Source organism: Micrococcus lacusdianchii, assembly GCF_023155805.1.
Lineage (GTDB): Bacteria > Actinomycetota > Actinomycetes > Actinomycetales > Micrococcaceae > Micrococcus > Micrococcus lacusdianchii.
Genome location: NZ_JAKNUW010000006.1, coordinates 126,957 through 151,418, shown reverse-complemented (window position 1 = coordinate 151,418; position 24,462 = coordinate 126,957). Strand labels below are relative to the sequence as shown.

The 24,462-nt window shown below is 73.0% G+C and carries 22 protein-coding genes and 3 pseudogenes; 15 read left to right on the top strand and 10 right to left on the bottom strand.

What is annotated here, in order from left to right; genetic code table 11:
* Positions 1–165: 165 nt before the first annotated feature.
* From alr to MA879_RS05785, 4 genes are read left to right on the top strand one after another with little or no spacing between them, the layout of a single operon-like run.
* Positions 166–1,371: an alanine racemase gene (gene alr, locus MA879_RS05800; RefSeq protein WP_248124096.1), complete on the top strand. Its 1,206-nt coding sequence runs from the start codon at positions 166–168 to the stop codon at positions 1,369–1,371.
* Entirely contained in the window at positions 1,368–1,994 is a 627-nt protein-coding gene (gene tsaE, locus MA879_RS05795) for a tRNA (adenosine(37)-N6)-threonylcarbamoyltransferase complex ATPase subunit type 1 TsaE (protein WP_049160271.1), read from the top strand. The genes alr and tsaE overlap by 4 nt, the downstream gene beginning before the upstream one ends.
* 10 nt (positions 1,995–2,004) lie before the next feature.
* Complete coding sequence (gene tsaB / locus MA879_RS05790; RefSeq protein WP_248124095.1) at positions 2,005–2,676, top strand: tRNA (adenosine(37)-N6)-threonylcarbamoyltransferase complex dimerization subunit type 1 TsaB; 672 nt, start codon at positions 2,005–2,007, stop codon at positions 2,674–2,676.
* Positions 2,673–3,260, top strand: a complete 588-nt coding sequence (locus tag MA879_RS05785; protein ID WP_248124094.1) for a GNAT family N-acetyltransferase — start codon at positions 2,673–2,675, stop codon at positions 3,258–3,260. Before tsaB ends, MA879_RS05785 begins: the two co-directional genes overlap by 4 nt.
* 330 nt (positions 3,261–3,590) lie before the next feature.
* On the opposite strand, the pseudogene MA879_RS05780 reads toward MA879_RS05785, so the two are convergent.
* Positions 3,591–4,488: pseudogene (locus MA879_RS05780) on the bottom strand (IS5 family transposase).
* A gap of 393 nt (positions 4,489–4,881) precedes the next feature.
* Between MA879_RS05780 and tsaD the strand changes: the two are divergent.
* Both tsaD and MA879_RS05770 read left to right on the top strand, forming a co-directional pair.
* Positions 4,882–5,973, top strand: a complete 1,092-nt coding sequence (gene tsaD, locus MA879_RS05775) for a tRNA (adenosine(37)-N6)-threonylcarbamoyltransferase complex transferase subunit TsaD (RefSeq protein WP_248124093.1) — start codon at positions 4,882–4,884, stop codon at positions 5,971–5,973.
* Between the two features lie 95 nt (positions 5,974–6,068).
* A complete protein-coding gene (locus MA879_RS05770; RefSeq protein WP_248124092.1) occupies positions 6,069–6,554 on the top strand; it encodes a hypothetical protein in 486 nt (161 codons plus the stop codon).
* An 8-nt stretch (positions 6,555–6,562) separates the two neighbouring features.
* Here MA879_RS05770 and MA879_RS05765 read toward each other — a convergent pair whose 3' ends face one another.
* Positions 6,563–7,213, bottom strand: a complete 651-nt coding sequence (locus tag MA879_RS05765) for a cation efflux transmembrane domain-containing protein (RefSeq protein WP_418001222.1) — start codon at positions 7,211–7,213, stop codon at positions 6,563–6,565.
* On the opposite strand from MA879_RS05765, the pseudogene MA879_RS05760 reads away from it, so the two are divergent.
* Positions 7,197–7,415: pseudogene (locus MA879_RS05760) on the top strand (tRNA (adenosine(37)-N6)-threonylcarbamoyltransferase complex transferase subunit TsaD); the annotation flags it as partial. The gene MA879_RS05765 and the pseudogene MA879_RS05760 overlap by 17 nt on opposite strands.
* A gap of 71 nt (positions 7,416–7,486) precedes the next feature.
* A complete protein-coding gene (locus MA879_RS05755) occupies positions 7,487–7,990 on the top strand; it encodes a hypothetical protein (protein ID WP_248124091.1) in 504 nt (167 codons plus the stop codon).
* Between the two features lie 52 nt (positions 7,991–8,042).
* Here the strand turns inward: MA879_RS05755 and MA879_RS05750 are convergent, their stop codons facing one another.
* The 5 genes from MA879_RS05750 to MA879_RS05730 form a co-directional block, all read right to left on the bottom strand.
* Entirely contained in the window at positions 8,043–9,077 is a 1,035-nt protein-coding gene (locus tag MA879_RS05750; RefSeq protein WP_248124090.1) for a cation diffusion facilitator family transporter, read from the bottom strand.
* Positions 9,074–9,568, bottom strand: coding sequence for a transporter substrate-binding domain-containing protein (locus MA879_RS05745; protein ID WP_248124089.1), 495 nt, complete (start codon positions 9,566–9,568; stop codon positions 9,074–9,076). The genes MA879_RS05750 and MA879_RS05745 overlap by 4 nt, the downstream gene beginning before the upstream one ends.
* A 5-nt stretch (positions 9,569–9,573) precedes the next feature.
* Positions 9,574–10,605: an NAD-dependent epimerase/dehydratase family protein gene (locus tag MA879_RS05740; protein ID WP_248124088.1), complete on the bottom strand. Its 1,032-nt coding sequence runs from the start codon at positions 10,603–10,605 to the stop codon at positions 9,574–9,576.
* Positions 10,602–11,789, bottom strand: coding sequence for a zinc-dependent alcohol dehydrogenase (locus MA879_RS05735; RefSeq protein WP_248124087.1), 1,188 nt, complete (start codon positions 11,787–11,789; stop codon positions 10,602–10,604). The genes MA879_RS05740 and MA879_RS05735 overlap by 4 nt, the downstream gene beginning before the upstream one ends.
* Positions 11,790–11,886: 97 nt before the next feature.
* Positions 11,887–13,092 (bottom strand): glutamate--cysteine ligase, encoded by a 1,206-nt coding sequence (locus MA879_RS05730; protein WP_248124086.1) that lies wholly within the window; start codon positions 13,090–13,092, stop codon positions 11,887–11,889.
* 22 nt (positions 13,093–13,114) lie between these two features.
* Here MA879_RS05730 and MA879_RS05725 point away from each other — a divergent pair, with 22 nt between their 5' ends.
* The 5 genes from MA879_RS05725 to MA879_RS05705 all read left to right on the top strand — a co-directional run bounded on the left by MA879_RS05725 (position 13,115) and on the right by MA879_RS05705 (position 18,577).
* A complete protein-coding gene (locus tag MA879_RS05725) occupies positions 13,115–14,497 on the top strand; it encodes a class I SAM-dependent methyltransferase (RefSeq protein ID WP_248124085.1) in 1,383 nt (460 codons plus the stop codon).
* 163 nt (positions 14,498–14,660) lie between these two features.
* The gene (locus tag MA879_RS05720; protein WP_248124084.1) at positions 14,661–15,716 is read left to right on the top strand and encodes a siderophore ABC transporter substrate-binding protein; all 1,056 of its coding nucleotides are present in this window, start codon (positions 14,661–14,663) and stop codon (positions 15,714–15,716) included.
* Positions 15,713–16,768 (top strand): ABC transporter permease, encoded by a 1,056-nt coding sequence (locus tag MA879_RS05715; RefSeq protein WP_248124083.1) that lies wholly within the window; start codon positions 15,713–15,715, stop codon positions 16,766–16,768. The genes MA879_RS05720 and MA879_RS05715 overlap by 4 nt, the downstream gene beginning before the upstream one ends.
* Positions 16,761–17,825, top strand: a complete 1,065-nt coding sequence (locus tag MA879_RS05710; RefSeq protein WP_248124082.1) for an iron chelate uptake ABC transporter family permease subunit — start codon at positions 16,761–16,763, stop codon at positions 17,823–17,825. Before MA879_RS05715 ends, MA879_RS05710 begins: the two co-directional genes overlap by 8 nt.
* Entirely contained in the window at positions 17,822–18,577 is a 756-nt protein-coding gene (locus MA879_RS05705) for an iron ABC transporter ATP-binding protein (RefSeq protein WP_248124081.1), read from the top strand. The genes MA879_RS05710 and MA879_RS05705 overlap by 4 nt, the downstream gene beginning before the upstream one ends.
* Positions 18,578–18,788: 211 nt before the next feature.
* Here the strand turns inward: MA879_RS05705 and MA879_RS05700 are convergent, their stop codons facing one another.
* Positions 18,789–19,163 (bottom strand): endonuclease domain-containing protein, encoded by a 375-nt coding sequence (locus MA879_RS05700; protein ID WP_248124080.1) that lies wholly within the window; start codon positions 19,161–19,163, stop codon positions 18,789–18,791.
* A gap of 1,146 nt (positions 19,164–20,309) precedes the next feature.
* Between MA879_RS05700 and groES the strand changes: the two genes are divergently transcribed.
* Both groES and groL read left to right on the top strand, forming a co-directional pair.
* Positions 20,310–20,606: a co-chaperone GroES gene (gene groES / locus MA879_RS05695; protein ID WP_248124079.1), complete on the top strand. Its 297-nt coding sequence runs from the start codon at positions 20,310–20,312 to the stop codon at positions 20,604–20,606.
* Between the two features lie 108 nt (positions 20,607–20,714).
* On the top strand, positions 20,715–22,316 hold the full coding sequence (groL, locus tag MA879_RS05690) for a chaperonin GroEL (protein WP_248124078.1): 1,602 nt from the start codon (positions 20,715–20,717) through the stop codon (positions 22,314–22,316).
* A 111-nt stretch (positions 22,317–22,427) separates the two neighbouring features.
* On the opposite strand, the gene MA879_RS12525 is transcribed toward groL, so the two are convergent.
* Positions 22,428–23,504, bottom strand: a complete 1,077-nt coding sequence (locus tag MA879_RS12525; protein ID WP_335342035.1) for a BCCT family transporter — start codon at positions 23,502–23,504, stop codon at positions 22,428–22,430.
* Positions 23,505–23,592: 88 nt separating this feature from the next.
* Positions 23,593–24,371 (bottom strand): annotated as a pseudogene (locus MA879_RS12520) (BCCT family transporter); the annotation flags it as partial.
* Positions 24,372–24,462: the final 91 nt, after the last annotated feature.

The window sequence follows — 24,462 nt, the reverse complement described above, 5'->3', positions numbered from 1 at the left end:
GGCGCCCACGGCCCGGCTCGCGGCGGCGGCCGCCTGGCTGCACGCCCGGGCCGGGGCCGAGCAGGCCCGCGCCGGGCGGATCACCACGGCCACGCTGCCGGCCGCGCTGGGCGCGCGCGTCGCGCGCCTGTGGTGGCCGGATGACGCCGAGCTGGAGGCCGTCCGATGAGCCTCGCCGACGTCAACCCGGCGGACACCGAGCGCGCCGTACGCATCGACCTGGCGGCCGTCCGGCACAACGTGGGCGTGCTGCGGGAGCGGATCCGCCGCCCCGACGGCAGCCGGCCGCTGCTGACCGCCGTCGTCAAGGCTGACGCCTACGGCCACGGCGGGGTGGCCGTCGCGCGCGCCGCCGCGGCCGCCGGCGCGGACCGGCTCGGGGTGGCCCACGTGCGCGAGGCCCTGGCCCTGCGCGCGGCGGGGGTGCCCCTGCCCGTGCTCGCGTGGCTGCACACCGGGGCCACGGACTTCGCCGCCGCGGTGGAGGCGGAGGTGACCCTCGGCGTCTCGGGCTGGGACCTCGACGCCGTCGCCGACGCCGTCCGCGGGCTGCGGGCCCGTGGCGGGGCCGGACCCGAGGTCCGCGCGGTCCTGCATCTGAAGGCGGACACCGGCCTGGGCCGCCACGGCTGCACGCCCGAGCGGTGGCCCGCCTTCGTGGCGCATGCTGCCGAGCTCGAGGCCGCGGGCCTCGTGCGGGTGGAGGGCGTGTTCTCCCACCTCGGCGTGGCGGACGAGCCGGACCGGGCCGCCGAGACCACGGCGCAGCTGCTGCGGTTCGAACGGATGGCCGCCGAGGCCGCCGAGGCGCTCGGCCACCCGCTGCTGCGGCACCTGGCCAACACGCCCGCCGCCCTCGCCCGGCCGGACACGCACCTGGACATGGTGCGCGTCGGCCTGGGCCTGTACGGGCTCTCCCCGTTCGCGGACGTCACCGCCGCCGAGTTCGGACTGCGCCCGGCCATGTCCCTCGTCACCGTCCTGGCCAACGTCAAGGCCGTCCCCGCCGGGCAGGGCGTGTCCTACGGGTTCCGCCACGTCACGGCGGAGCCCACCACCCTCGGGCTCGTGCCCCTCGGCTACGCCGACGGCGTCCCGCGCGTCGTCGAGGGCACGCGCGTCCACGTCGGCGGCCGGACCGTCCCCGTGGTGGGCCGCATCGCGATGGACCAGTTCGTGGTGGACCTCGGCCCGGACGCCGCGGACGCGCCCGGCGACGCCGTCGAGCTGTTCGGACCGGCCTCCGGCATTCCGGTGGAGGAGTGGGCCGCGGCCGCCGGGACGATCAACTACGAGCTGGTGACCCGCATCGGGGGCCGCGTGGACCGGCAGCACGTGGACCCCACGCCGACCCAGGAGGCCCGCCCATGAGCGACCACGCGATCCCCGCCCCCGGCCCGACCCTGCCGGAGCCCGTGCTGACGGCGACGGTCCCGCTCGAGGGCGCCGACGGCACCCGGGCGTTCGGCCGCGCCCTCGCCGGGGTGCTCCGCGCCGGCGACGTGCTGATCCTCACGGGCGACCTCGGCGCGGGCAAGACGACCTTCACCCAGGGGCTGGCCAGCGGATTCGGCGTGGCCTCCGGCGTGGTCTCGCCGACGTTCGTCCTCTCCCGCGTCCACCCCGCCCCGGCCGACGCCCCGGCGGGCACCCCGGACCTCGTGCACGTGGACGCGTACCGGCTGCGCTCGGCGGGGGAGCTCACGGACCTCGACCTGGACGCGAGCGTGGACCGCTCCGTGACCGTCGTCGAGTGGGGCCGGGGCATGGCCGAGTCCCTCGCCGGGTTCCCCGAGGACCCGGACGCCTCGTGGCTGGACATCGAGATCGTCCGGGCCCGCGGGGGTGAGGACGCCCCCGCCGCCTCCGCGGGGGAGGGCGAGGACGGCATCGTCACCGACTTCTCCGACGAGGACGGAGGCCAGGCCGAGGAGCTGCGTTCGGCCGTCGTGACCGGCCGCGGCCCGCGCTGGGCCGGCGTCGTGCTTCCGTAGACTGGCCGCCATGGCCCTGCTCCTCGCGATCGACTCCTCCGCCGCCGCCTCCGTGGCCGTCCTGCGGGACGGCGAGCCGCTCGCCCGCTGGTCCACGGAGGACACCACGAGCCACGCCGAGGTCCTGGCGCCGGCCGTGCGCCGGGTGCTGGGCGAGGCCGGCGTCACCGGCACCGCGCTGGACGCGCTCGCGGTCGGCGTCGGCCCCGGACCCTTCACGGGGCTGCGCGCGGGCCTGGCGACGGCGGCCGCCCTCGGCCTGGCGTGGGACGTGCCCGTGCACGGGGTCCGCAGCCTCGACGCGCTCGCCCACGCGGCCGGCGTCGACGCCTTCCGCCACGGGATCGAGGAGTTCGTGGTCGCCACGGACGCCCGTCGCCGCGAGGTCTACTGGGCCCACTACGCGCAGGTCGGCGGGCAGCCGACGCTGCTGCACGGCCCCTTCGTCTCGCCGGCGGACGAGGTCACCCCGCTGCCCGTCTACGGCGCGGGGGCCGGGCTCTACCCCGAGGCGCTGCGCGCGGTGCCGGGCTGGGAGTCGGCCACGCCGTCCGCCGTCGGGGTGGGGCAGGTGGCCGAGCTCGCCCTGCGGCGCGGCCGCGGCCTCGTGCCCGCCGAGCCGCTCTACCTGCGCGAGTCCGACGCCAAGGTCCCCGGCCCCCGCAAGCGGGCGGGCGCGTGAGCCCGGCCGAGCCGGCCTCAGCCGGCGACGGGCGCCCCGCCGAGGACGGGCACGGGCTGGCGCCCGGGTACCTGCTGCGCCCCATGACCGTGTGGGACATCCCCGAGGTGCTCGCCCACGAGGCCACGCTCTTCCCGCTCGACGCCTGGCCCGCGCACTTCTACGAGGAGGAGCTCGCCCAGACCGGCCCCGCCGGCGGACGGGACGCGCACGGCCGCCCGCCCACCCGGGACTACCGCGTGGTCGTCCGCGACGTGGACGCGCCCGGCTCCGCGGACGACGACGGCCCCGCCCCCGGCGAGATCGTCGGCTACGGCGGGATCATGGTGGTCGGCGACGTCGCCGACGTGCAGACCGTGGGCACGGTCGCGGCGGCGCAGGGGCGGGGGATCGGGGCGGCCCAGCTGCGCTGGATGGCCGCGGAGGCCGCGGCGCGCGGTGCGAGCTCGCTCATGCTCGAGGTCCGGGCCTCCAACGCCGCCGCCCGGCGACTCTACGCGCGCCACGGATTCGAGGAGCTGCATGTGCGCCGCCGCTACTACCCGGGCGGCGAGGACGCCGTGATCATGCGCAAGGCCCTGTGACCGGGCCGTTGCGGTTAGAATGTGACTTGAGACATATGGCCGTCTGTCGTGGTCCAAGCACTTAGGAGACTCATTGGAGCCCAACCATCGTTATTCAACTGGGATCGTCATCACCGATTCATCGGATGTCAAGATTATGGGAGGCTCAATCTCGGGGATGCATCGAGGGGTCGACGTGAGCCGCTCGAGCGAGGTCGATATATCAGGAATGCGAATCACTATTGACCCGGCGAACGAAGGGCCGGTGGAGGAAGACCCTTCGGATGGCCTCTAGACGAGGGTGGCTCGCCCAGAACCGTGATGCCCTATTCACGGCCCTAGGGCGTGTTGCTAAAGGAGGGTAGTCAGCCAGTGCAGTGTCGCTGCGAGGCTGAGCCCGGCGTGATAGTTCCGGGCGTACTTGTCCGAACGCATCGCGATCCCTCGCCACTGCTTGAGCCGGTTGAAGCACCGCTCCACGACATTGCGTCCCCGGTAGCGCTGGCGCTGGTCTTCACCGAAGTCGATCGACCGGCCCGGGCGTCTGCGCCGGTGCGTGATCTGATCGGCCCGCTCGGGGATCGTGGCCGCGATGCCATGCCGGCGCAGCCAGGCCCGGTTCGCCTTCGAGGGGTAGCCCTTGTCTGCAATCAGGCGGTCAGGCCGTATCCGGGGCCGCCCACGGGCCCCGGCAACGCTGATCTGCTCCAGCGTGGTGGCCAGCATCGAGGTGTCCGCGACCTGCCCGCCGGTCACCACGAACGCCAGCACCCTTCCCTTGCCATCACAGACCAGATGAGACTTCGTCGTCAGACCGCCGCGGGAGCGACCGATGGCATGATCAGCCGGCTCGTCCGCTGATCTCTTGTCGTTCATCCAGGCCCCCTGTGGGGCGGGGCAGGGTCGCCCCGTGCTGGTGGACGCGCACGATCGTGGAATCGATCGAGGCCACCCAGTCCAGCTCGCCAGCCTGCTGTGCCATCGACTGAGTACGCTCGAGCACCTGCTCCCACACGCCCTGTGCGGCCCACCGGTTGAAGTTCTTGTAGATCGTGTTCCAGTTCCCGAACCGCTCGGGCAGGTCCCGCCACGGAGCCCCGGTGCGGAAGCGCCACGCGGTGGCCTCGACCACCGCGCGTCGATCCACCGGAGGACGCCCGGTGGTCTTCGGGGCAGGGAACAGTGGGCCAATCACAGCCCAAGCCTCGTCCGAGATGACATCACGCGACATGACCCCAGACTCGCGCATCCACGTCCCCGAACCCTTTAGCAACACGCCCTAGGGATTCTGGGGCCTTTTTTAGTCGGTCTGGTTACTGGCCAAATGCTCGAGGCGCTGATTTTCGGGGCCCTACTGATTGTCTTGATAATCGTGTGTCGATGGATGGTGCCCAGCGCGCGGATGGCGAGGAAAGAATCGGACGTCCCTACTGGTAGGAGCAAGAGTGACTCTCGCGCCGCGATTTCGGTCAAAGACTCCGCAAGTGCTCGTATCGAGAACAACAAAATCACCGGGCCGGGCCCTGCAATCCAGGCGGTGCGTTCGAAGGATGTGCATATCGCCCGAAATGAAATCGAAAAGACGGATTAGCCGAATCCGCCGCAAGCCCCTGTGACCGGGCCGCTCACTAGACTGGAGCCCATGCCCACCGCCACCGTAGCCCCCCTCGTGCTCGGCATCGAGTCCTCCTGCGACGAGACCGGCGTCGGCGTCGTCCGCGGCACCGCCCTGCTGGCCCACGAGGTCGCCTCCTCCGTCGAGGAGCACGTGCGCTTCGGCGGCGTGATCCCGGAGATCGCCGCCCGCGCCCACCTCGAGGCCCTCGTGCCCACGATCCGCCGCGCCCTGGACGCCGCCGACGTCACCCTCGCGGACCTCGACGCGATCGCCGTCACCTCCGGTCCGGGTCTGGCGGGCGCGCTCATGGTGGGGGTCGCGGGGGCGAAAGCGCTCGCCACGGCCCTCGGCACGCCCCTCTACGGCATCAACCACCTCGTTGCGCACGTGGGCGTCGGCATGCTGGACGGCGTGCGGCCCGCGCAGTGGGACGACCTGCCCGCGGACCTGGGCGCGCTGCTCGTCTCCGGCGGGCACACCGAGATCCTGCGCGTGGGCCGGATCAGCTCCGAGGTCGAGCTGCTGGGCTCGACCATCGACGACGCGGCCGGCGAGGCGTACGACAAGGTCGCCCGGCTCATCGGGGCGGGCTACCCCGGGGGCCCCGTGATCGACCGGCTCGCCGCCCAGGGCGACCCGACGGCCTTCCGCTTCCCGCGCGGGCTCACCGCGGGCAAGTTCGTCGGCAGCGCCGAGGAGCCCGGCCCGCAGCGGCACGACTGGTCCTTCTCCGGGCTGAAGACCGCCGTCTCCCGCGCCGTGGAGCAGTTCGAGGCCCGCGGCCTCGAGGTGCCGCGCGCGGACATCGCCGCCTCCTTCCAGGAGGCCGTCGCGGACGTCATCACCGCCAAGGCCGTCCGCGCCTGCCGCGAGCACGGGCTCACCCACCTGATGCTCGGCGGCGGCGTCGCGGCGAACTCGCGCCTGCGCGCCCTGCTCGCCGACCGGTGCCGCTCCGCCGGCATCGAGCTGACCGTCCCGCCCGTGAACCTGTGCACCGACAACGGGGCGATGGTCGCCGCGCTCGGCGCACGCCTGGTGCGCGACGGCGTCGCCCCCTCCGACGCGTGGTTCGGCGCGGACCCGGGACAGCCGGTCGAGGTCGTCAGCGTCTGAGCGCGCCCGGCCTCTTGCGGCCACGCCCACGCGTTCCGTAGACAGGGCCCATAACCGGTCATGATCACCCCCGCCCCGAGTCCATCTCCGCCGCCGTGGACGAGCAGATGCTGGAGGACTTCCTCAATCAGCACCTGCTCGGCTCCCGCTCCGGTGTGAAGGCGTTCCGCGCCGCCGAGCAGACCTGGGCCGGCACCCCGCAGGAGGCCGCGCTGTGCCGCCTCGGCGACGCCGTCCAGGACGACCAGGACCGCCTCGAGGCGCTCATCGGCGAACTGGGTCTCCGCACCCCGCTGGTGGACCGGGCCGCCGGCGCGGCGGCCGAGGTCGGCGGACGCCTCAACCCCGTGAACGCGCTGCGCACGCGCGGCTCCGGCTGGACACAGGTCGAACTGGACCTGCTGCAGGGGATGCTCCAGGCCAAGCTCTCTATGTGGCGCGTCCTCGAGCAGCTGGCGCCGCACCTGCCGGCGGTCGATGCCGCCGAGATGCGCGGGCTGTGTGAGAAGACCGCGGAGCAGCGGCGTGGGGTCGAGCGCATCACCTCCGAGACCCTCGCGGGCCGGTTCCTGGCCGGCTGAGGCCCGGGCTACTCCTCGCCCGTCTGATGCTCCCCGGACCGACCGCCGTGCACCTCGGCGGGCAGCTCGTCCACCGGCGCGACGACGACGTCCTGCAACTTCCAGTCCAGCGCGGCGATCGCGTCCCGCAGCGCGCAGCAGCGGCCCACCGTCACGTCCGCGCCCTCGTGCGGCACCACGAACATCTCGACGTGGAACACGTGGCCCTCGTCCCGGACGCGGGCGCCCGCGTGGCGCACCCACGGCTCCGCCCAGGCGACCCGCTCGGCACGGTCGATGAGCGGGTGCGGCCGGGCGCCGTCGATCGTGGCCGCGCGGCGGTTCGCCAGGTTCGTGACGGCCTCCTTGAGGTTCTTCCAGCCGTCCAGCACGATGCTCACGCCCACGAAGATCGCCGCAGCGGAGTCCGCCCACCACCAGCCCAGGCCGATGCCGGCCACGCCGACGATGGTGGCCACGCCCGTCTGCCAGTCCGCCTTGTTCATGTCCGCGTCCGCGTACAGCACGCGGTCGTGGAGCTGCTCGGCCAGCTTGAGCTTCTTGTGGCCGAAGATCATGGGCCCGGGCACGGACAGGGCCATCACGGCCATCATGAACCAGCCCTGCCACACGGTGTGCCCGAACAGGTCGAACGTGCCGATGGGCGGGTGCTCCGCCAACTCCCGCCTGCGCGGCCTCCTCGCGGACCGCTGCCGCTCCACCGGGATCGAGCTGGTGGTGCCGCCCGTGGCGCTGTGCACGGACAACGGGGCCATGGTGGCCGCGCTCGGGGCGCGCCTCGTGGCCGACGGCGTCGCCCCCTCGGACCTGGCCTTCGGCGCGGATCCAGGCCAGCCGGTGGGCCTGGTCAGCCTGCCCTGACCAGCGGCGATGTCCCGCAGCCCGGCCGCCAGACCTTGCACGGGCGGCGTCGCCTGCGTAGACCGGAGGGCATGACCCAGACCCGCCGCATCGACGACGACACCCTCTCCGACTACCTCGTCCAGCACCTGCTGGGCTCCCACAGCGGGGTGAACATGTTCCGGGCCGCGGCCAGCACGTGGAAGGGGACCGAGCACGAGCGCGCCCTGAAGGACATCGCCGGGCAGATCCTCGAGGAGCAGGAGCGCCTGGAGCGCCTCATCCGCGAGGTCGGCGGCCGGGTTCCGGTCTCGGCCCGGGCCGTCGGCGTCGCCGCGCGGGTCGGCGGCCGGCTGAATCCGGTGAACGCGCTGCGCTCCCGCGGCAGCGGGTGGACCCAGGTGGAGCTGGACCTCCTCCAGGGCGCCCTCCAGGGCAAGGCCGGCATGTGGCACGTGCTCACGGATCTCGCCCCCCACGACCCCCGGATCGACGAGTCCGAGATGCGCGAGCTGTACGACGCCGCCCAGCGCCAGCAGGCGGAGGTCCAGCGGATCGCCGCGGCCGTGCTCCAGGAGCAGTTCCTGCGCGCCTGACCCGGGCTCCCACCGGGGGAGGACGGCCACGAGGGCGTGGGGCGGGGAGGACCTACTCGCTCCCCTTGGACTGCTCGTCGCCCCGCGTGCCGCCGCGGACCTCCTCCGGCAGCTCGGCGACGGGCACCACGACCACGTCCTCGAGCTTCCAGTCGAGTGCGGAGATGGCCTCCCGCAGCCCGACGCAGCGGCCCACGGTGACGTCCGCGCCCTGCTGCGGCACCACGAACATCTCCACGTGGAACACGTGGCCCTCATCTCGGACGCGGGCGCCCGCATGGCGCACCCACGGCTCCGCCCAGGCGACCCGCTCGGCACGGTCGATGAGCGGGTGTGGCCGGGCGCCGTCGATCGTGGCGGCGCGGCGATCCGCCAGGTTCGTGACGGCCTCCTTGAGGTTCTTCCAGCCGTCCAGCATGATGCTCACGCCCACGAAGATCGCCGCAGCGGAGTCCGCCCACCACCAGCCCAGGCCGATGCCGGCCACGCCGACGATGGTGGCCACGCCCGTCTGCCAGTCCGCCTTGTTCATGTCCGCGTCCGCGTACAGCACGCGGTCGTGGAGCTGCTCGGCCAGCTTGAGCTTCTTGTGGCCGAGGATCATGGGCCCGGGCACGGACAGGGCCATCACGGCCATCATGAACCAGCCCTGCCACACGGTGTGCCCGAACAGGTCGAACGTGCCGATGGGCGGGTGCTCCGCCGTGACCAGGCCCAGGATGGAGTCGCCGACGAGGACCACGCCCATCACGGACAGGGCGACGGCGGCCACGAGGTGCCCCACCCCGACGGACCGGTGAGAGCCGTAGGGCCGGGCCCGCGTCGGGGCCATGCGGGCCACGCGCAGGGCGACGAGGAACGCGATCGGCGGGATCAGGGAGAGCAGGTCCTCGATCCACGCGGCACGCATGGCCTGCGAGGAGCCCATCACGATCGCCACGAGGACGATCGTGACCACGATCACCCCCAGCGTCGCCCATTCGAGCCGCTTGGCCTGCTGGACCACGCGCTCGATCTCCGGGGACAGCTCCGTGGCGCCGAACCGGCGCCCGCTCGGCCCCGTCTCCCGGGTGTCCCGCCGCGTCATCGGGCCTCCTCCGCTGCGCGCTGGTCGAAGTACGCCTCGAGGGCCGTGAGCATCTGATTCTCACCCAGGGGCACGGCCATCACGAGCTTCACCGACTCGCCGTCCGGGCCCTCCGCCTCGGCGTAGTCGCGGGTGATGCTCCCGTGCGACGTCCACGGGAACTCCTTGGTCAGCCCGCCGACCACGAGGTCGAGGTCGCCCTTCTTGAGAGCCGTCATGAGCGCCTCCTCGCCCGAGACCGTCCACTCGATCGTGGCGTTCCGCTCGGCGGCGAAGGCCCGGACGAGGTCCGGCTCGCTGCCGCGGGGCTCGGGCCCGGTGGCGTCCACGTAGGGCGGATGGTGGGACGCGCCGACGCGCAGCACCCCGCCCGTGACGCGGTCCAGAGTGCCGTCCGGGTCGGCGGGGTAGCCGGAGGACGTGCAGGCGGCCAGTCCGGTCCCCGCCGCGGCGAGGACAGCGGCGAGGACGGAGCGTCGTGTGGCCGGCATGGCCCTCATTCGATGGGGGAGTGGGATCGATGGCCTGCGTTGCCGAGGCCCTCGCGCCCGTCCAGGTGGTCGAGGACGAGGCGGACGGCCTCGCGGGCGTCGGTGCTCGGACGCCAGCCGGTCGCCCGCCGCAGCGCGGACGTGTCCATCACCGGGACTGCGGCGGCCATGTCCACCCAGCCGGGGTCGGTCGGCTGGAGGCGCGCGCGGTAGGTGAGCGCGGCCAGGGCCCGGAACACGCCCACCGGCAGCTCCAGGATCCGCTTCGACCCCAGCACGGTCCCCATGGTGTGCGCGTCCAGCACCGGGTCGGCCGCCACGTTGAACGGGCCTCCCGCGCGATGCGCGATGACCTGCCAGTACGCCTCCGCCACGTCCTGGGCGGTCAGCGCCTGGAAGCGCAGGCCCAGCGGGAACGGCAGCAGCGGGGTGCGCAGGCGCGCCACCAGCGGGGCCGGCACGAGGTCGCCGAGGAAGTAGTCCTTGATCTCGGGGCCGGCGCCGGCCTGGAAGATCAGCCCCGGGCGCAGGCGGGTGACCAGCATGCCGGGGTGCTCCCCCTCCACGTCGTCCAGGATCGACTCCACCTCGGCCTTCTGCGAGGCGTAGTGGGACGTGGGGGTGCCGGTGGTCGGGTGGGACTCGTCGACCGGGCGGTCCTTGGGCCCCGGTCCGTAGGCGCCCACCGAGGACGCGTAGACCAGGTGCGGCACGCCGGCGGCGGCGGCCGCCTCGAACACCCGTCGGCTGCCCTCCACGTTGACCGCGCGCAGGTGTGCGCGGTCCCGGTTCGGGCGGATGACCCACACGAGGTCGACGACGGCGTCGACCCCGCGGAACAGCTCCTCCAGGAGCGGACCCGCCGCCGGCTCGCCGATGTCCAGGCGGTGCCACTCGACGCCATCGTACGGGGCGCCGCCCCGGTCCGGGCCGCGGCGGCTCACCCCGACGATCTCCGTGGCCTCGGGCGCCTCGTGCAGCCGGTGGAGCAGAGCCGTGCCGACGTTGCCGGTGGCACCCAGGACCACGATCCTCACGGCTTGAGTACCACCTTGATGCACCCGTCCTGCTTCTTCTGGAACGTCTCGTACATCGCCGGGGCGTCCTCGAGCGGGGCCGTGTGGGTGGTGAGATCCAGCACGCCGAGCGGGTCGGACGGGTCGTCCACGAGCGGCAGCAGGTCGTCGATCCAGCGCTTCACGTTGCACTGGCCCTCGGTGAGGGTGATCTGCTTGTCGAACATGGTCAACATGGGCATCGGGTCCTGCATGCCGCCGTAGACGCCGCTCAGGGACACCGTGCCGCCGCGGCGGACGGCGTCGATCGCGGTGTGCAGCGCGTTGAGGCGGTCCACACCGGAGGTCTTCATGGCCGCCCGGCCCACAGGGCCGGGCAGGATCCCCACGGCCTGGTGCGCGGCCTTGGCCACGGGGGAGCCGTGGGCCTCCATGCCCACGGCGTCCACGACGCCGTCCGGGCCGCGGCCGCCGGTGGCCTCGCGCAGCAGCTCGGGGACCTCGCGGCCGCCCCAGCCCTGCATGTCCATGACCTCGACGCCATGACGCGCGGCCATGTGGCGACGCTCGGCGACGGGGTCGACGCCGATCACGCGGTAGCCGAGGTGCACGCCGATGCGGGAGGCCAGCTGGCCGATGGGGCCGAGGCCGAGCACGGCGAGGGTGTCGCCCTTAGAGAGGTTCGCGTACTGCACGGCCTGCCACGCGGTGGGGACCACGTCGGAGAGGAACAGCCACTGCTCGTCGGGGCCGGTGTGGGGGACCTTGATGGGCCCGTAGTCGGCGTGGGGGACCCGCAGGTACTGGGCCTGGCCGCCGGGCACGGAGCCGTAGAGGCGGGAGTAGCCCAGCAGGGCCGCGCCGGAGCCCTGGGAGCGGACCTGGGTGGTCTCGCACTGGGACTGCAGCCCGCGCTCGCACATCCAGCAGCGGCCGCAGGCGATGTTGAAGGGGATCACCACGCGGTCCCCGGGCCGGATGTGGGTGACGGCCGAGCCGACCTCCTCCACGATGCCCATGGGCTCGTGGCCGATGACGTCCCCGGCGTCCATGAACGGGCCCAGCACCTCGCAGAGGTGCAGGTCCGAACCGCAGATGCCCGTGGAGGTCACCCGGATGATCGCGTCGGTGGGCTCCTGGATCCGCGGATCCGGGACGTCCTCGACCGAGACGCTTCGCTTCCCCTGCCATGTGAGTGCTCGCATGGACGTCATGCTAGGCGGTGCAGGCCGCCGGGGTGAAGGCCCGGGGCGCGGCGCATCCGCACTGGTCAGGCCGGGGAGGCGGGGGCGGACCGCGGGCTCAGGGCCGGGCGTCGACGCGCAGCGAGCGCAGGGTGCGTCCGGCGGCGTCGAGGACGACGGCGCGCAGCGGGGCCACCGTGTCGCCCGCGTCCGCGCCCTCGGCGGGGGGCGCGGCGGCCGCCTCGCGCTCCACCCTGCGCTGACGCTCGGCGGCGGTGCCGTCGGCCATCATCGTGCGCACGTGGGCCAACTCGGCCTCGCACTCCAGCTCGCGGGCCACCGGGGCCAGACGGTCCAGTTCGTCAGAGAGGTGCTCGGCCACCGGAACCGTGGTGCCCGCGGCGTCCATGATGACCTCGGCCTGCATGCCGTAGCGCGCCGCCCGCCACTTGTTCTCCGCCACGTACCAGGGCGGGAGGATCGCCGGCGGCTCCTGGCCGCGCTCGAGACCGGCGGAGAGGTCGTGCACGAGGCACTGCGTGAGGGCGGTGACGGCGGCGATCTCCTCGATCGTGGCCATGCCGTCGCACGCGCGCATCTCCACCGTGCCCAGGCGGGGCACGGCGCGCACGTCCCAGCGGCACTCGGTCGCGTCGTTCACCATCCCCACCTGCACCATCTGCTCGAGGCACCGCTCGAAGTCCCGGTAGTCCTCGAACTGGTGGGGCAGCCCCGCCGTGGGCAGCTGCTGGAACACCTGCGTGCGCTGGGACTGGTAGCCGGTGTCCCCGCCGGCCCAGAAGGGGGACGAGGCGGACAGCGCCAGGAAATGCGGGAAGCGGTTGACCAGGCCGTTCACCACCGGCATGGCCTTGGAGACGTCGTCCAGGCCCACATGCACGTGCACGCCGAAGATCAGCATCTGCCGCCCCCAGTACTGGGCGATCTCCACCACCTGGTTGTAGCGGTCCTTGTCCGTCACGGGCTGCAGGTTCGGATCCCCGAACGGGTGGGATCCCTGGCAGTACAGGTGCATCCCGCGCCGCTCGGCGGCGTCCAGGATCCCGGAGGCGATGCCCCGCAGCTCCTCGGCGGCCGAGCCCACGGTCCGGTGCACCCCCGTGACCAGCTCCACGGTGTTCTGCAGCATCTCCGCGGTGACGTGCGGATGCTCCTCCTCGGGCCCCAGCCCCGCGGTCTGCAGCGCCTCGGCGATGACGTCGGGTGCCTCGGCGCGCAGGTCGCCGGTGGCCGCGTCGACAAGGGCGAGCTCCCACTCGATGCCGAGCGTGGACTGCGAGGAGGCGGCGAAGGGAAGGGTCATGGCGTCATCCTAGGGTGGAGCCATGGCCCGTTCCCAGCGCCCCGCCCGCTCCTCCCGCCCGCGCCGCCCCCGGACGGACGGCGCAGGCCGGGCCCCCGGGCCGCGCGCGGCCGACTCCGCCACGGACCCGACGCGCCTGGGCCCCGTCCTGGAGCCGGAGGGGCGCGCCCTCCTCGACACCCTGGGGGACGTCTCCGGGCAGGACCTGCTGGCCCTGTCCTCCCGTCTGCGGGCTGAGGGTCATCCGCCTGAGCGCGTGGCCGCCGTCCTGACCCAGGCGGGGCTGCGCGCGAAGGGCCGCGCCCGGCTGGGCGACGACGTCGACCGCCTCCTCCTCACCCGTGACGGCCTCGAGCAGGCCACACGGCCCGTGGTGGCCGACCTGCACGCCGCGCGCCTGCATGCGGCGGGCGTGGGCCGTGTCGTGGACCTCGGCTGTGGACTGGGGCTGGACGCCCTCGCCTTCGTGCGGGCTGGGCTCACCGTGGCGGCCGTGGAACGGGACCCGACGGTGGCCGCGGCCGCCGCTGCGAACCTCACCCCGCACCCGGGGGCGCGCGTCGTCGTCGCGGACGCGGTCGCCTGGGCCGCCGAGCACCTGGGCCCCGCCGACGACGCCGCCTCCGCCGTGTGGCTCGACCCGGCCCGGCGGCGGATCGCCGGGGCCGAGCGGGAACGCGTGTTCGACCCCGAGGCGTTCTCCCCGCCGCTGTCCTTCGTCACATCCCTGGCCGCCCTCGGGCACACCGTTGGGGTCAAGCTGGGCCCCGGGATCCCGCACGAGGCCCTGCCCGCCGACGCCGAGGCGCAGTGGATGAGCGTGGACGGGGACGTGACCGAGGCCGCCCTGTGGTTCGGGGCGGCCCGGCGTCCCGACGTGCGCCGGGCCGCGCTCGCGGTGGACACCCGTGCGCCGGACGGCCCGCGCACCGCCGAGCTGACCAGCCCCGGCGGCGAGGAGGCGTCGCCGGCGGTGGAGGCCGTGGGGGAGGAGGGGATGGCCGGGCTCGTAGGGCAGGTGCTGATCGAGCCGGACGGCGCCGTGATCCGCGCGCACCTGGTGACGGACCTGGCCGTGGCGATCCGCCCGGACGTGCGCCTGCTGGATCCGCACCTGGCCTACCTCGTGGCCCCGGACGCGCCCTGCCACCCGCTGGCCCGACGGTACCGCGTGCTCGCCGTGCACGACCTGGACGTCAAGGCCCTGCGCCGGTGGGCGCGGGAGACCGGCGTCGGCCGGCTGGACGTCAAGAAGCGCGGGGTGTCCGTCACCCCGGAGGAGCTGCGGCGCCGGGTGCTCGGCGGCGGGCGCCGTGCGGGGGACCGGCACGCCACGCTCGTCCTGGCCCGCGTGGGGGACCGTCGGCACGCCCTGGAGGTGGAGCCGCTCGACGACGGCGCATGACGCCGGATGACGGGTCCGAGAGGGGCGACGGACCCCGGTCCGGGGAATAAGTGAGGCTCGTGTACGGTAATCTTTTGAGGCATGCCTCACCTGACCTGAACGCCGCCCGGCACTGGCCGGCCCCGACTCCGTGACGCCGCCGGCGTCCGGGAGGAGACACCCCATGCGCATTCGCACCCGTGCCCCGCGCCGTCGCGCCCTCGTCCTGACCTCCGTGGCCGCCCTGGCCCTCGTCGGCTGCTCTGCCGGGGGCTCCGATGCCGGCTCGCCCGCCTCGGGCTCCTCCGCCGCCGGCTCCCCGGCCTCCAGTGCCGCGGGCTCCGCATCACAGGCCGGAATCGCGGGCGGGACCACCGTGACCGACATGTCCGGCGCGCAGGTGGCGATCCCCTCCGAGGTGGACTCGGTGATCACCACGGACAACCGGACCTTCCGCACCCTGGACGAGTGGGGTGTCGAGCTCTCCGCCGCGCCGAAGCAGCTGATGTTCCGGGGCGAGGGCGGCCCCTCCTACCGCTCCGACGACGCCGTGGCGGACATCGGCAACCACCGCGAGCCGGACATGGAGGTCTTCGTGACCGCCGAGCCGGACGTGGTGTTCAACGGGCAGCGCTTCGCCGACCGCAAGGCGGAGATCGACGAGCTGACGGGCGAGGCCGCCGTCGTGGACACCGACATCCCCGCCGAGACGCGCGTGGACGAGGGCCTCAAGGAGCTCACCACGCTGCTGGGCGAGTCCACCGGCCACCAGGAGGACGCGGAGGCCCTCAACGCGGACTTCGACGCCGCGATCGCACGCGCCGAGGAGGCGTACGACCCGCAGCAGACCGTCATGGGCTTGATCGCCACCGGCGGCGACCTGTCCTACGTGGCGCCCGGCACCGGCCGCGCCATCGGCCCGATGTTCGACATCCTGGGCCTCACCCCGGCCCTGGACCAGGACGGCTCCTCCAACCACCAGGGCGACGACATCTCGGTGGAGGCCATCGCCGAGTCGAACCCGCAGTGGCTGATCGTCATGGACCGTGACGCCGCCACCGGCGAGGGCAACGCCACCGCCAAGGAGCTCATCGAGCAGTCCGAGGCCCTCAAGGACGTGCCCGCGGTCAAGGAGGGCAACATCGTCTACCTGCCGCAGGACTTCTACGTGGCCGAGGACATCCAGAACTACACCACGGTGATGGAGGACCTCGCCGACGCGTTCGACGGGGCCAAGTGACCGATCTGCGCCCCCGCGCCGCCGCCGCCCGGACCCCGCTCGCCGAGCCGGGGCCGGGCGACCGCGTGTGCTGGGTGCCCCCGGCCGTCCTGCGCCCGCAGCGCACCCGCTGGCAGCGGACCTGGCCCCTGCTGGTGGGGCTCGCGATCACCGTGGGGCTCGTGGTGCTGTCCCTGAACGTCGGGGCCTTCGACCTCGGCGCCGAGGGCGGGGCCGAGATGTTCTGGATCACGCGCGTTCCTCGCACCGTGGCTCTCGTGCTCGCCGGAGCCGCCCTGGCGCTGTGCGGGCTGATCATGCAGCTGATGACCCAGAACCGGTTCGTCGAGCCCAGCACCACCGGCACCACCGAGTGGGCAGGGCTGGGTCTGCTGACCACCATGGTCCTCGTCCCCGGGGCGGGGATCGTCGTCCGCATGGTGGGCGCGGTGCTGTTCGCGTTCGTGGGCACCACGGTGTTCTTCCTGTTCCTGCGGCGGGTGCGGCTCAGCTCCTCGCTGATCGTGCCGATCGTGGGCATCATGCTGGGCGCCGTGGTGGGCGCGGCCTCCACGCTCCTGGCCCTGCAGACGGACATGCTCCAGCAGCTGGGCGCCTGGTTCGCCGGCTCGTTCACCTCCGTGGTGCGCGGCCGCTACGAGCTGCTGTTCCTCGTGCTCGCCGTGACGGTGGCCGTGTTCCTGATCGCCGACCGGTTCACCGTGGCCGGCCTGGGCAAGGACATCGCCACCAATGTGGGCCTGGACTACCAGGCCGTGGTGTTCACCGGCGTCGCCATGGTCTCCGTCGCGACGGGCGTGATCACGGTGGTGATCGGTGCGCTGCCCTTCCTGGGGCTGGTGGTCCCGAACCTGGTCTCGATGGTCCGCGGCGACGATCTGCGCACCAACCTCCCGTGGGTGGTCATGGCCGGTGTCTGGACCGTGATCGTCTGCGACGTCCTCGGACGCACGCTGATCGCCCCGTTCGAGATCCCGATCTCCCTGATCCTGGCCCTCGTGGGCGCCGCGGTCTTCCTGACCCTCCTGCTCAGGCAGGCCCGCCATGGCTGAGCGCACCCCCTCTCCGGCCGGCGTCGCGCGCCTCCCCGTCGACGGCGCACCCGCCCAGCGCCGCACCGGCCCCTTCCGCACGGCGCGGGACCGGCGCCGCTACCGGCTCGTGGTGGCCGCCCTGGCGGTCGTGGGGCTGGCCTCCACCGCGGGGATCCTGCTGTGGGGCAACGAGGCCGAGCCGGGCTCCCGTGCGTTCTGGCTGATCGCCCAGATGCGCGTCGGCTCGCTCGCCGTGATCGCGCTCGTGGCGCTGTGCCACGCGTTCGCCACCGTCAGCTTCCACACCGCCACCGGCAACCGCATCATCACGCCCTCGATCATGGGGTTCGAGGCGCTCTACATCGCCGTGCAGACCACCGTGGTGTTCCTCCTGGGAGCGGCGGGAGTCTCCGCCGCGACGGGCGTGGGCCCGTTCCTCGGCCAGGCCCTGCTCATGGTGGCGGCGGCCACCGCGCTGTACTCGTGGCTGCTCTCCCGCCCGTACGGGAACGTCCACCTGATGCTCCTGGTGGGCGTGGTGCTCGGCGGTGGGCTCGGCGCGCTCTCCGGCTTCCTGCAGCGGCTGCTCGACCCCAACGCCTTCGACGTGCTCTCCGCCCGGCTGTTCGGCAACATCTCCAACGCCCGCACCGAGTACGTGCTGGTAGCCGCGCCGATCGTGCTGGCCGCCTGCCTCGCGCTCTGGCTGCGCGGGCGCCGGATGGACGTGATCGCCCTCGGACGGGACGTGGCCGTCAACGCGGGGCTCGGCCATCGGCGGGAGCTGATGGTCACCCTGCTGCTGGTCTCCGTGCTGATGGCCGTGACCACCGCGCTGGTGGGGCCGATGACGTTCCTGGGGTTCCTCGTGGCCACGCTGGCATACAGCCTGGTGGAGACCTCGAGCCATCGGCGGCTGCTGCCGGTGGCCGCGCTGGCCGGCTACGCCGTCCTCGCCCTGGCCTACTTCGTGCTGCGGCACGTCTTCTATGCCGGGGGAGCGGTCACCGTGGTGATCGAGCTCGTCGGCGGCATCGTGTTCCTGGTCGTCGTGATGAGAAAGGGCCGACTGTGATCGAACTGCGCGGCGTGACCAAGCGCCACTCCGACGAGGTCTGCATCGGTCCCGTGGACCTGACCATCCCGGCCGGCGGCATCACCGCGCTCGTGGGTCCGAACGGGGCGGGCAAGTCCACGGTGCTCACGATGGTCGGGCGGCTCCAGGACGCGGATGAGGGTCGGATCGAGGTGGCCGGGCGGGATGTGACCCGCACACCCAGTCGGGAGATCGCGAAGACCCTGTCGATCCTGCGCCAGGAGAACCACTTCATCACCCGGCTGACCGTGCGCCAGCTCGTGGCGTTCGGCCGGTACCCGCACACCCGCGGTCGGCTGACGCTGGAGGACGAGCGGTACGTCTCCGAGGCCATCGACTTCCTCAACCTCGGCCCGTACGAGACCCGCTACCTGGACCAGCTCTCCGGCGGTCAGCGCCAGCGCGCCTACGTGGCCATGGTCCTGGCCCAGGACACCGAGTACGTGCTGTTGGACGAGCCGCTGAACAACCTGGACATGCAGCACTCGGTGCAGATGATGCGCCAGCTGCGCCGGGCCGCGGACGAGTTGGGCCGCACCGTGGTGATCGTGATGCACGACATCAACTTCGCCGCCCACTACGCCGACCACATCGTGGCCATGGGGGACGGCCGCGTGGTGGAGACCGGTTCCCCGGCTCACATCATGCGCCCGGACGTCCTGGAGCGCATCTTCAAGACCCCCGTCGACGTCGTCGACGGCCCCCAGGGCCCGCTGGCCGTCTACTACTGATCGGGCTGGGCGGCGCGGGGGAGGGGTAGCCGTCACCGCCTGCGCCCTCGCCCCGCCGACCCGGGTTGTGGTCACGACGCGCCGTGCGGGCCGTGGCTGAGACGGCGCGTCGTGACCACAACGTGCGGAGTGCGCGAGCTGCTGCGGGACCGGGCGGCGTGGGCGGGATCGCCGGCGCTGACCGGACCTCGTGCTCGACGTCGTCCTCCCGTCACGGTCCGCCCGGGCCATCGGTCTGCTCGAGCCGATCCCGCACCAGACCGATGACCCGCCGGTACCCCTCCCGATGGTCAAGGCGGTTCACCCGCAGGGTCGGACACCCCCGGGCCAGCAGCCACGCATCCCGGCGTGCGTCCGCGGCCTGACGTTCCGGCGTGAGGTGCGACTCGCCGTCGTACTGGAGGGCGACATCCGCCTCGGCCACGTACAGGTCCACCTCCGGGCAGTCCCACTCCTCGGCGCGCGGACGGGCCTGCAGGTGCGGCTCGGGGAGCCCCGCATCGACGAGCGCGAGCCGCAGGAAGGTCTCGTAGGGCGAGTCCGCCCCCACGCGCATGCGCTCCAGGACCGCCCGCGCGGTGCGCACGCCGTGGAACGGGCCCAGCTCCCTGAGCGCGGACTCCAGTCGAGCGGGCGTCGGGCGGGCTGACGCCGCCCGTTCTCGGTCCAGGGGTGGCGGACCGCGTGGTCCGCGGCGGCGACGACATCGGCCAGGTCCCACGGATCGTCCAGGACGCACAGGTCCAGGACGGTCCGCTCGAGGCTCGTGACCCGCAGGCCGAACAGCTCCACCACGTGCGACGCGGGCAGCGGACGACGCCGGGCCCGCACCTCCGGCACCCGGATCCGCCCCGACCCGGAGGGCACCGTCACGTCCAGCGGCGTGGGCAGGGGACCCGGGCGGCGCGGCGAGGGAAGTCCGTGCAGGTGGGCGGCCGTGGCATGGGAGAACACGACCTGCGGGCGGGAGCGCTGCAGGGCCCACAGGTGCTGGCCGGGGCGTCCGTGCTCGGGCTCCGGGAGGCCGACGGATGCCCAGTCGGTCAGCGGCCGGTCGGTGCGGCGGTACATGGCCGGCCCGATGCGCTCCACGTCCGTCCGGCGCAGCCGCTGGACGGGCAGGCTCATGGCCCGTGCGTCGGACCGGAGGAACACGGCGGGCAGGGGTGGCAGCGGGGACGGAGGGACGGGAGGCATGCGCCGATCCTGCGGCGGCGTCGGTGTCTCCGGGGATTGGGGCGGCCCCGGTGGGGATCCGCGTCGGGCAGTGGTCGGGTGTGCAGGAGGCGGCGCAGATCGCGCCGGCACTGTCAGGGCCAACCGGGCGCACCGCCGATGACGTCCGGGCCCACTCCGCCGCCCGCCGTTATGGTCACGACACGCCGTCCGGGACAACCGGGATGCGGCGCGTCATGACCACAACGTGGGGTGGGGGAGCGGGTGGGAGTGAGGGGAGTCGGTTGGGCGGGCGAGGCCCAGCCGGGATAGTGGACGCGGAACGAGCGGAACGGCTCGTCCGCCCACGGCGCACCTCTGGCAGTCGCTTGGTGAGAGTGCCAGGGCCGCGCTACAGTCGGTTCTGGCACTCGGGGGTACCGGGTGCCAAGCCCGAGGACGGGCCCCGCGGCACCGCGACGACGCAGGGTCCCCGCACCGAGGCACCCCCGACAACGCGACCATGCGCGACGCCGGCACCGCCCGCGTCCGCCGACGAACACAAGGAGTGTGCAGCATGTCCGTCTCCATCCAGCCCCTCGAGGACCGCATCGTCGTCCGCCCGCTCGAGGCCGAGCAGACCACCGCCTCCGGCCTGGTCATCCCGGACACCGCCAAGGAGAAGCCGCAGGAGGGCCAGGTCGTGGCCGTGGGCCCGGGCCGCGTGGCCGAGAACGGCACCCGCGTGCCGGTCGACGTCGCCGAGGGTGACGTGGTGCTGTACTCCAAGTACGGCGGCACCGAGGTCAAGGTCGGTGGCGAGGAGTACCTGGTGCTCTCCGCCCGCGACGTGCTGGCCGTCGTCACCAAGTGACCCCGCCGCGACGGGCCCGGTGAGCGGCGCGCACCGCACCGGTGCGCGCGCCCCGGGCCCCTCGCGTCCCCGCACCCCCTGACTCCCCGAACGAAAGGAGCGTCCGTCATGGCCAAGCAGCTGGCTTTCAACGACGACGCACGCCGCGCCCTCCAGGCCGGCATCGACAAGCTCGCCGACACCGTCAAGGTGACCCTCGGCCCCAAGGGGCGCAACGTCGTCCTCGACAAGGCGTGGGGCGCCCCCACGATCACCAACGACGGCGTCACGATCGCCCGGGAGATCGAGCTGGACGACCCGTACGAGAACATGGGCGCCCAGCTCGCCAAGGAGGTCGCCACCAAGACCAACGACATCGCGGGCGACGGCACCACCACCGCCACCGTGCTGGCCCAGGCCCTCGTGAACGAGGGCATGCGCCAGGTCGCGGCCGGCGCCGCCCCCGGCGAGGTCAAGCGCGGCATCGAGGCCGCCGTGGCCGCCGTCGAGAAGCGCCTCCAGGAGAACGCCCGTCCGGTGGAGGGCAAGGAGGTGGCCCACGTGGCCGCCATCTCCGCCCAGAACGACGAGGTCGGCGAGCTCCTGGCCCGCGCGTTCGACACCGTCGGCACCGACGGCGTGATCACCATCGAGGAGTCCTCCACCACCTCCACGGAGCTGGACGTCACCGAGGGCATGCAGTTCGACAAGGGCTACCTGTCCCCGTACATGGTCACCGACGCCGAGCGTCAGGAGGCCGTGCTCGAGGACGCCTACGTCCTGATCAACTCGGGCAAGATCTCCAACGTGCAGGAGCTGCTGCCCCTGCTCGAGAAGGTCCTCCAGGCCAACAAGCCGCTGTTCGTGATCGCCGAGGACGTCGAGGGCGAGGCCCTGTCCACCCTCGTGGTCAACAAGATCCGCGGCACCCTGAACGTGGTGGCCGTGAAGGCTCCGGGCTTCGGCGACCGCCGCAAGGCCATGATGCAGGACATCGCGATCCTCACCGGCGCCCAGGTGGTCTCCCCGGACCTCGGCATGAAGCTCGAGCAGGCCGATCTGGACGTGCTCGGCTCCGCCCGTCGCGTCACGGTGACCAAGGACAACACCACCATCGTGGACGGCGGCGGCGAGGCGGCGGACGTCGAGGCCCGCGTCTCCCAGATCAAGGCCGAGGTGGCCGCCACCGACTCCGACTGGGACCGCGAGAAGCTCCAGGAGCGCCTCGCCAAGCTCTCCGGCGGCATCGGCGTGATCCGCGTGGGCGCCGCCACGGAGGTGGAGCTCAAGGAGCGCAAGCACCGCATCGAGGACGCCGTGTCCTCGACCCGCGCCGCCCTCGAGGAGGGCATCGTCGCCGGCGGCGGCACCGCCCTCATCAACGCCCTCGCCGTCCTCGATGAGGACGCCGACGTCCAGGCCCTCACCGGCGATGCCGCCACCGGCGTGGAGATCGTGCGCCGGGCGCTCAAGCAGCCGCTGCGCTGGATCGCCCAGAACGCGGGCGAGGACGGCTACGTGGTGGTCTCCAAGGTCGCCGAGCTGGAGCCGAACCACGGCTTCAACGCGAAGACCGGCGTCTACGGCGACCTGATCGACGACGGCGTGATCGACCCGGTCAAGGTGACCCGCTCCGCGCTGGCCAACGCCGCCTCCATCGCGGCCCTCGTGCTGACCACCGAGACCCTCGTGGCGGACAAGCCCGCCGAGGAGGACGAGCACCAGCACTGAGCCGGCCCCGGCCCGTCCGGGCCGGGACCGCTCCCCTCGACGACGCCGCCCCCGCACCTTCCGGCCGGAAGGTGCGGGGGCGGCGTCGTCACCGGGGAGGGGAGGGGCGGCTCAGCCGCGCCGGTCGTCCTCCTCGAGGTACTCGCCCGTGGTGTAGTCGTAGTCCACGGGGTTGCCGTCCTCGTCGGTGCGCCGGTACCAGTCCGTGACCTCAGCCGCGGTGGAGTCGATCTCCGCGCCCACGGCGTACTGGCTGCCGGTGGGGACGGGCTCCACGGCCAGGGTGAAGTCGTCGCCGTGGTCCTCGATGCCGCGCCGCACCGCCTTCTGCAGGGCCGCCCGTTCGTACTGCTCCCGGAGGGCCTGCGGGTCGTGGCGCAGCTCCCGGTAGAGGGCCACCGCCATGAGGACGATCACCACGGAGAACGGCAGGGCCGTGACGGTGATGAGGTTCTGCAGGCCCGTCAGCGCCGTGTCGCCGCCGGTGAGGAGCATGACGACGGCGATGCCCGCCATGCACAGCGCCCAGAACGCGGTCACCAGGCGGTTCGGCCGGGGCGCGCCGCGCTGGGACAGCTGCGAGTTCACGAGGGAGGCGGAGTCCACCGTCGTGATGAAGAAGATGGCGAGCATGACCATCACCAGCGGCGCGATGAGCCGCGCGCCCGGGAACTGGTCCAGAACGGTCCAGAAGATCTCCGCGGGGGCCGGCATCGAGGCCGCCGTGCCGTCGGGGGCGATGGCCCCGCGCTCGCGCTGCAGCCAGATGGTGGTCCCGCCGATGACGGTGAACGCCGCGATGATCACGGACGCCGGGATGAACAGCGCGCCCAGGACGAACTGGCGGATGGTGCGGCCGCGGGAGATCTTCGCGACGAACACGCCCACGAAGGGCGCCCAGCTGACCCACCAGGCCCAGTAGAACGTGGTCCAGGGGGAGAGGAAGGCCTGCATCTCCGGCCCCTCGGCCATGCTGGCGCCGAGCATGTCCGGCATCTCGCCGGCGTAGTCCATGAGGACGCCGGGGATCACGTTGAGGATGCACGCGGTGGGCCCCACCACGAAGAAGAACACGGCGAGGGCCAGGGCCAGCACCATGTTGACGTTGAAGAACCAGCGGATCCCGCGGGCCACCCCGGAGACGGCGGAGGCGATCGTCCCGATGGTCAGCAGGACGATGATGACCATGGCCAGCAGGTTGCCCCCCCGGGGACCAGCCGGTCACGATCTCCACCCCGCGGCCGATCTGCAGCGCCCCAATGCCCAGGGACGCCGCGGTGCCGAAGAGGGTGGCGATGATGGCGAGGGAGTCGATCAGGCGGGCGCCGAACGAGTCGGTGCGGTCGCCGCGTCCGAACAGCGGCATGAGGATGGAGCTCATGAGCGGCACACGTCCGCGTCGGTAGGACACGTACGCCACCGCGAGGCCCACCACGGCGTAGATCGCCCACGCGTTGACGCCCCAGTGCAGGGCGGCCTGGGCCATGGCCCCGGTGACGGCCGCGTCGCTGGCGGCCTCGTAGGCGCCGGGCCGCGGGGAGAGGTGGTAGGAGAGCGGCTCGTAGGGGTCGAATATGATGATGCCGATGCCGATGTCCGCGGCGAAGAGCATGACGGCCCAGGAGGCGTGGAGTACTCGGGCTTCTCGCCGTCCAGGCCCAGGGTGATGTCCCCGTAGCGGGAGAAGGCGATGGCCAGCAGGAACACCACCATGCCGATCGCCAGCAGGGAGAACAGCCAGCCGAGGTTGGCCATGACCCAGGACAGGGCCGCGCTGGAGACGGCCAGGACGTCGTCGGGTCGGGTGACGCTCCAGGCCACGAATCCCAGCACCAGGGCGCCGACGACGAGGAGGACGACCTTGTCCACGCGGTAGCGGACCTGCTGGTCCTCGATCGAGACGCCCGGCACGAGGGCCGGGTGGATGCCGTGCTGGTAGGTGACCTCGTGCACGAACCGGCGCAGCCGGGTGCGGGTCCGCGAAGCCGGGGCGGGGATCGCGGGGCCGGAGCGGTCCGGGGACAGGTGGGAGGCCTGCTGCGGTGGGGTGCCCATCCGTTCAGGGTAGGCCCGCGCGTCCGGGTCCCGGTCGGCTGAGGCCCCGGGCGGGGGCGTCATGCGAGAGACGTGACCTCCCTCATGCGGC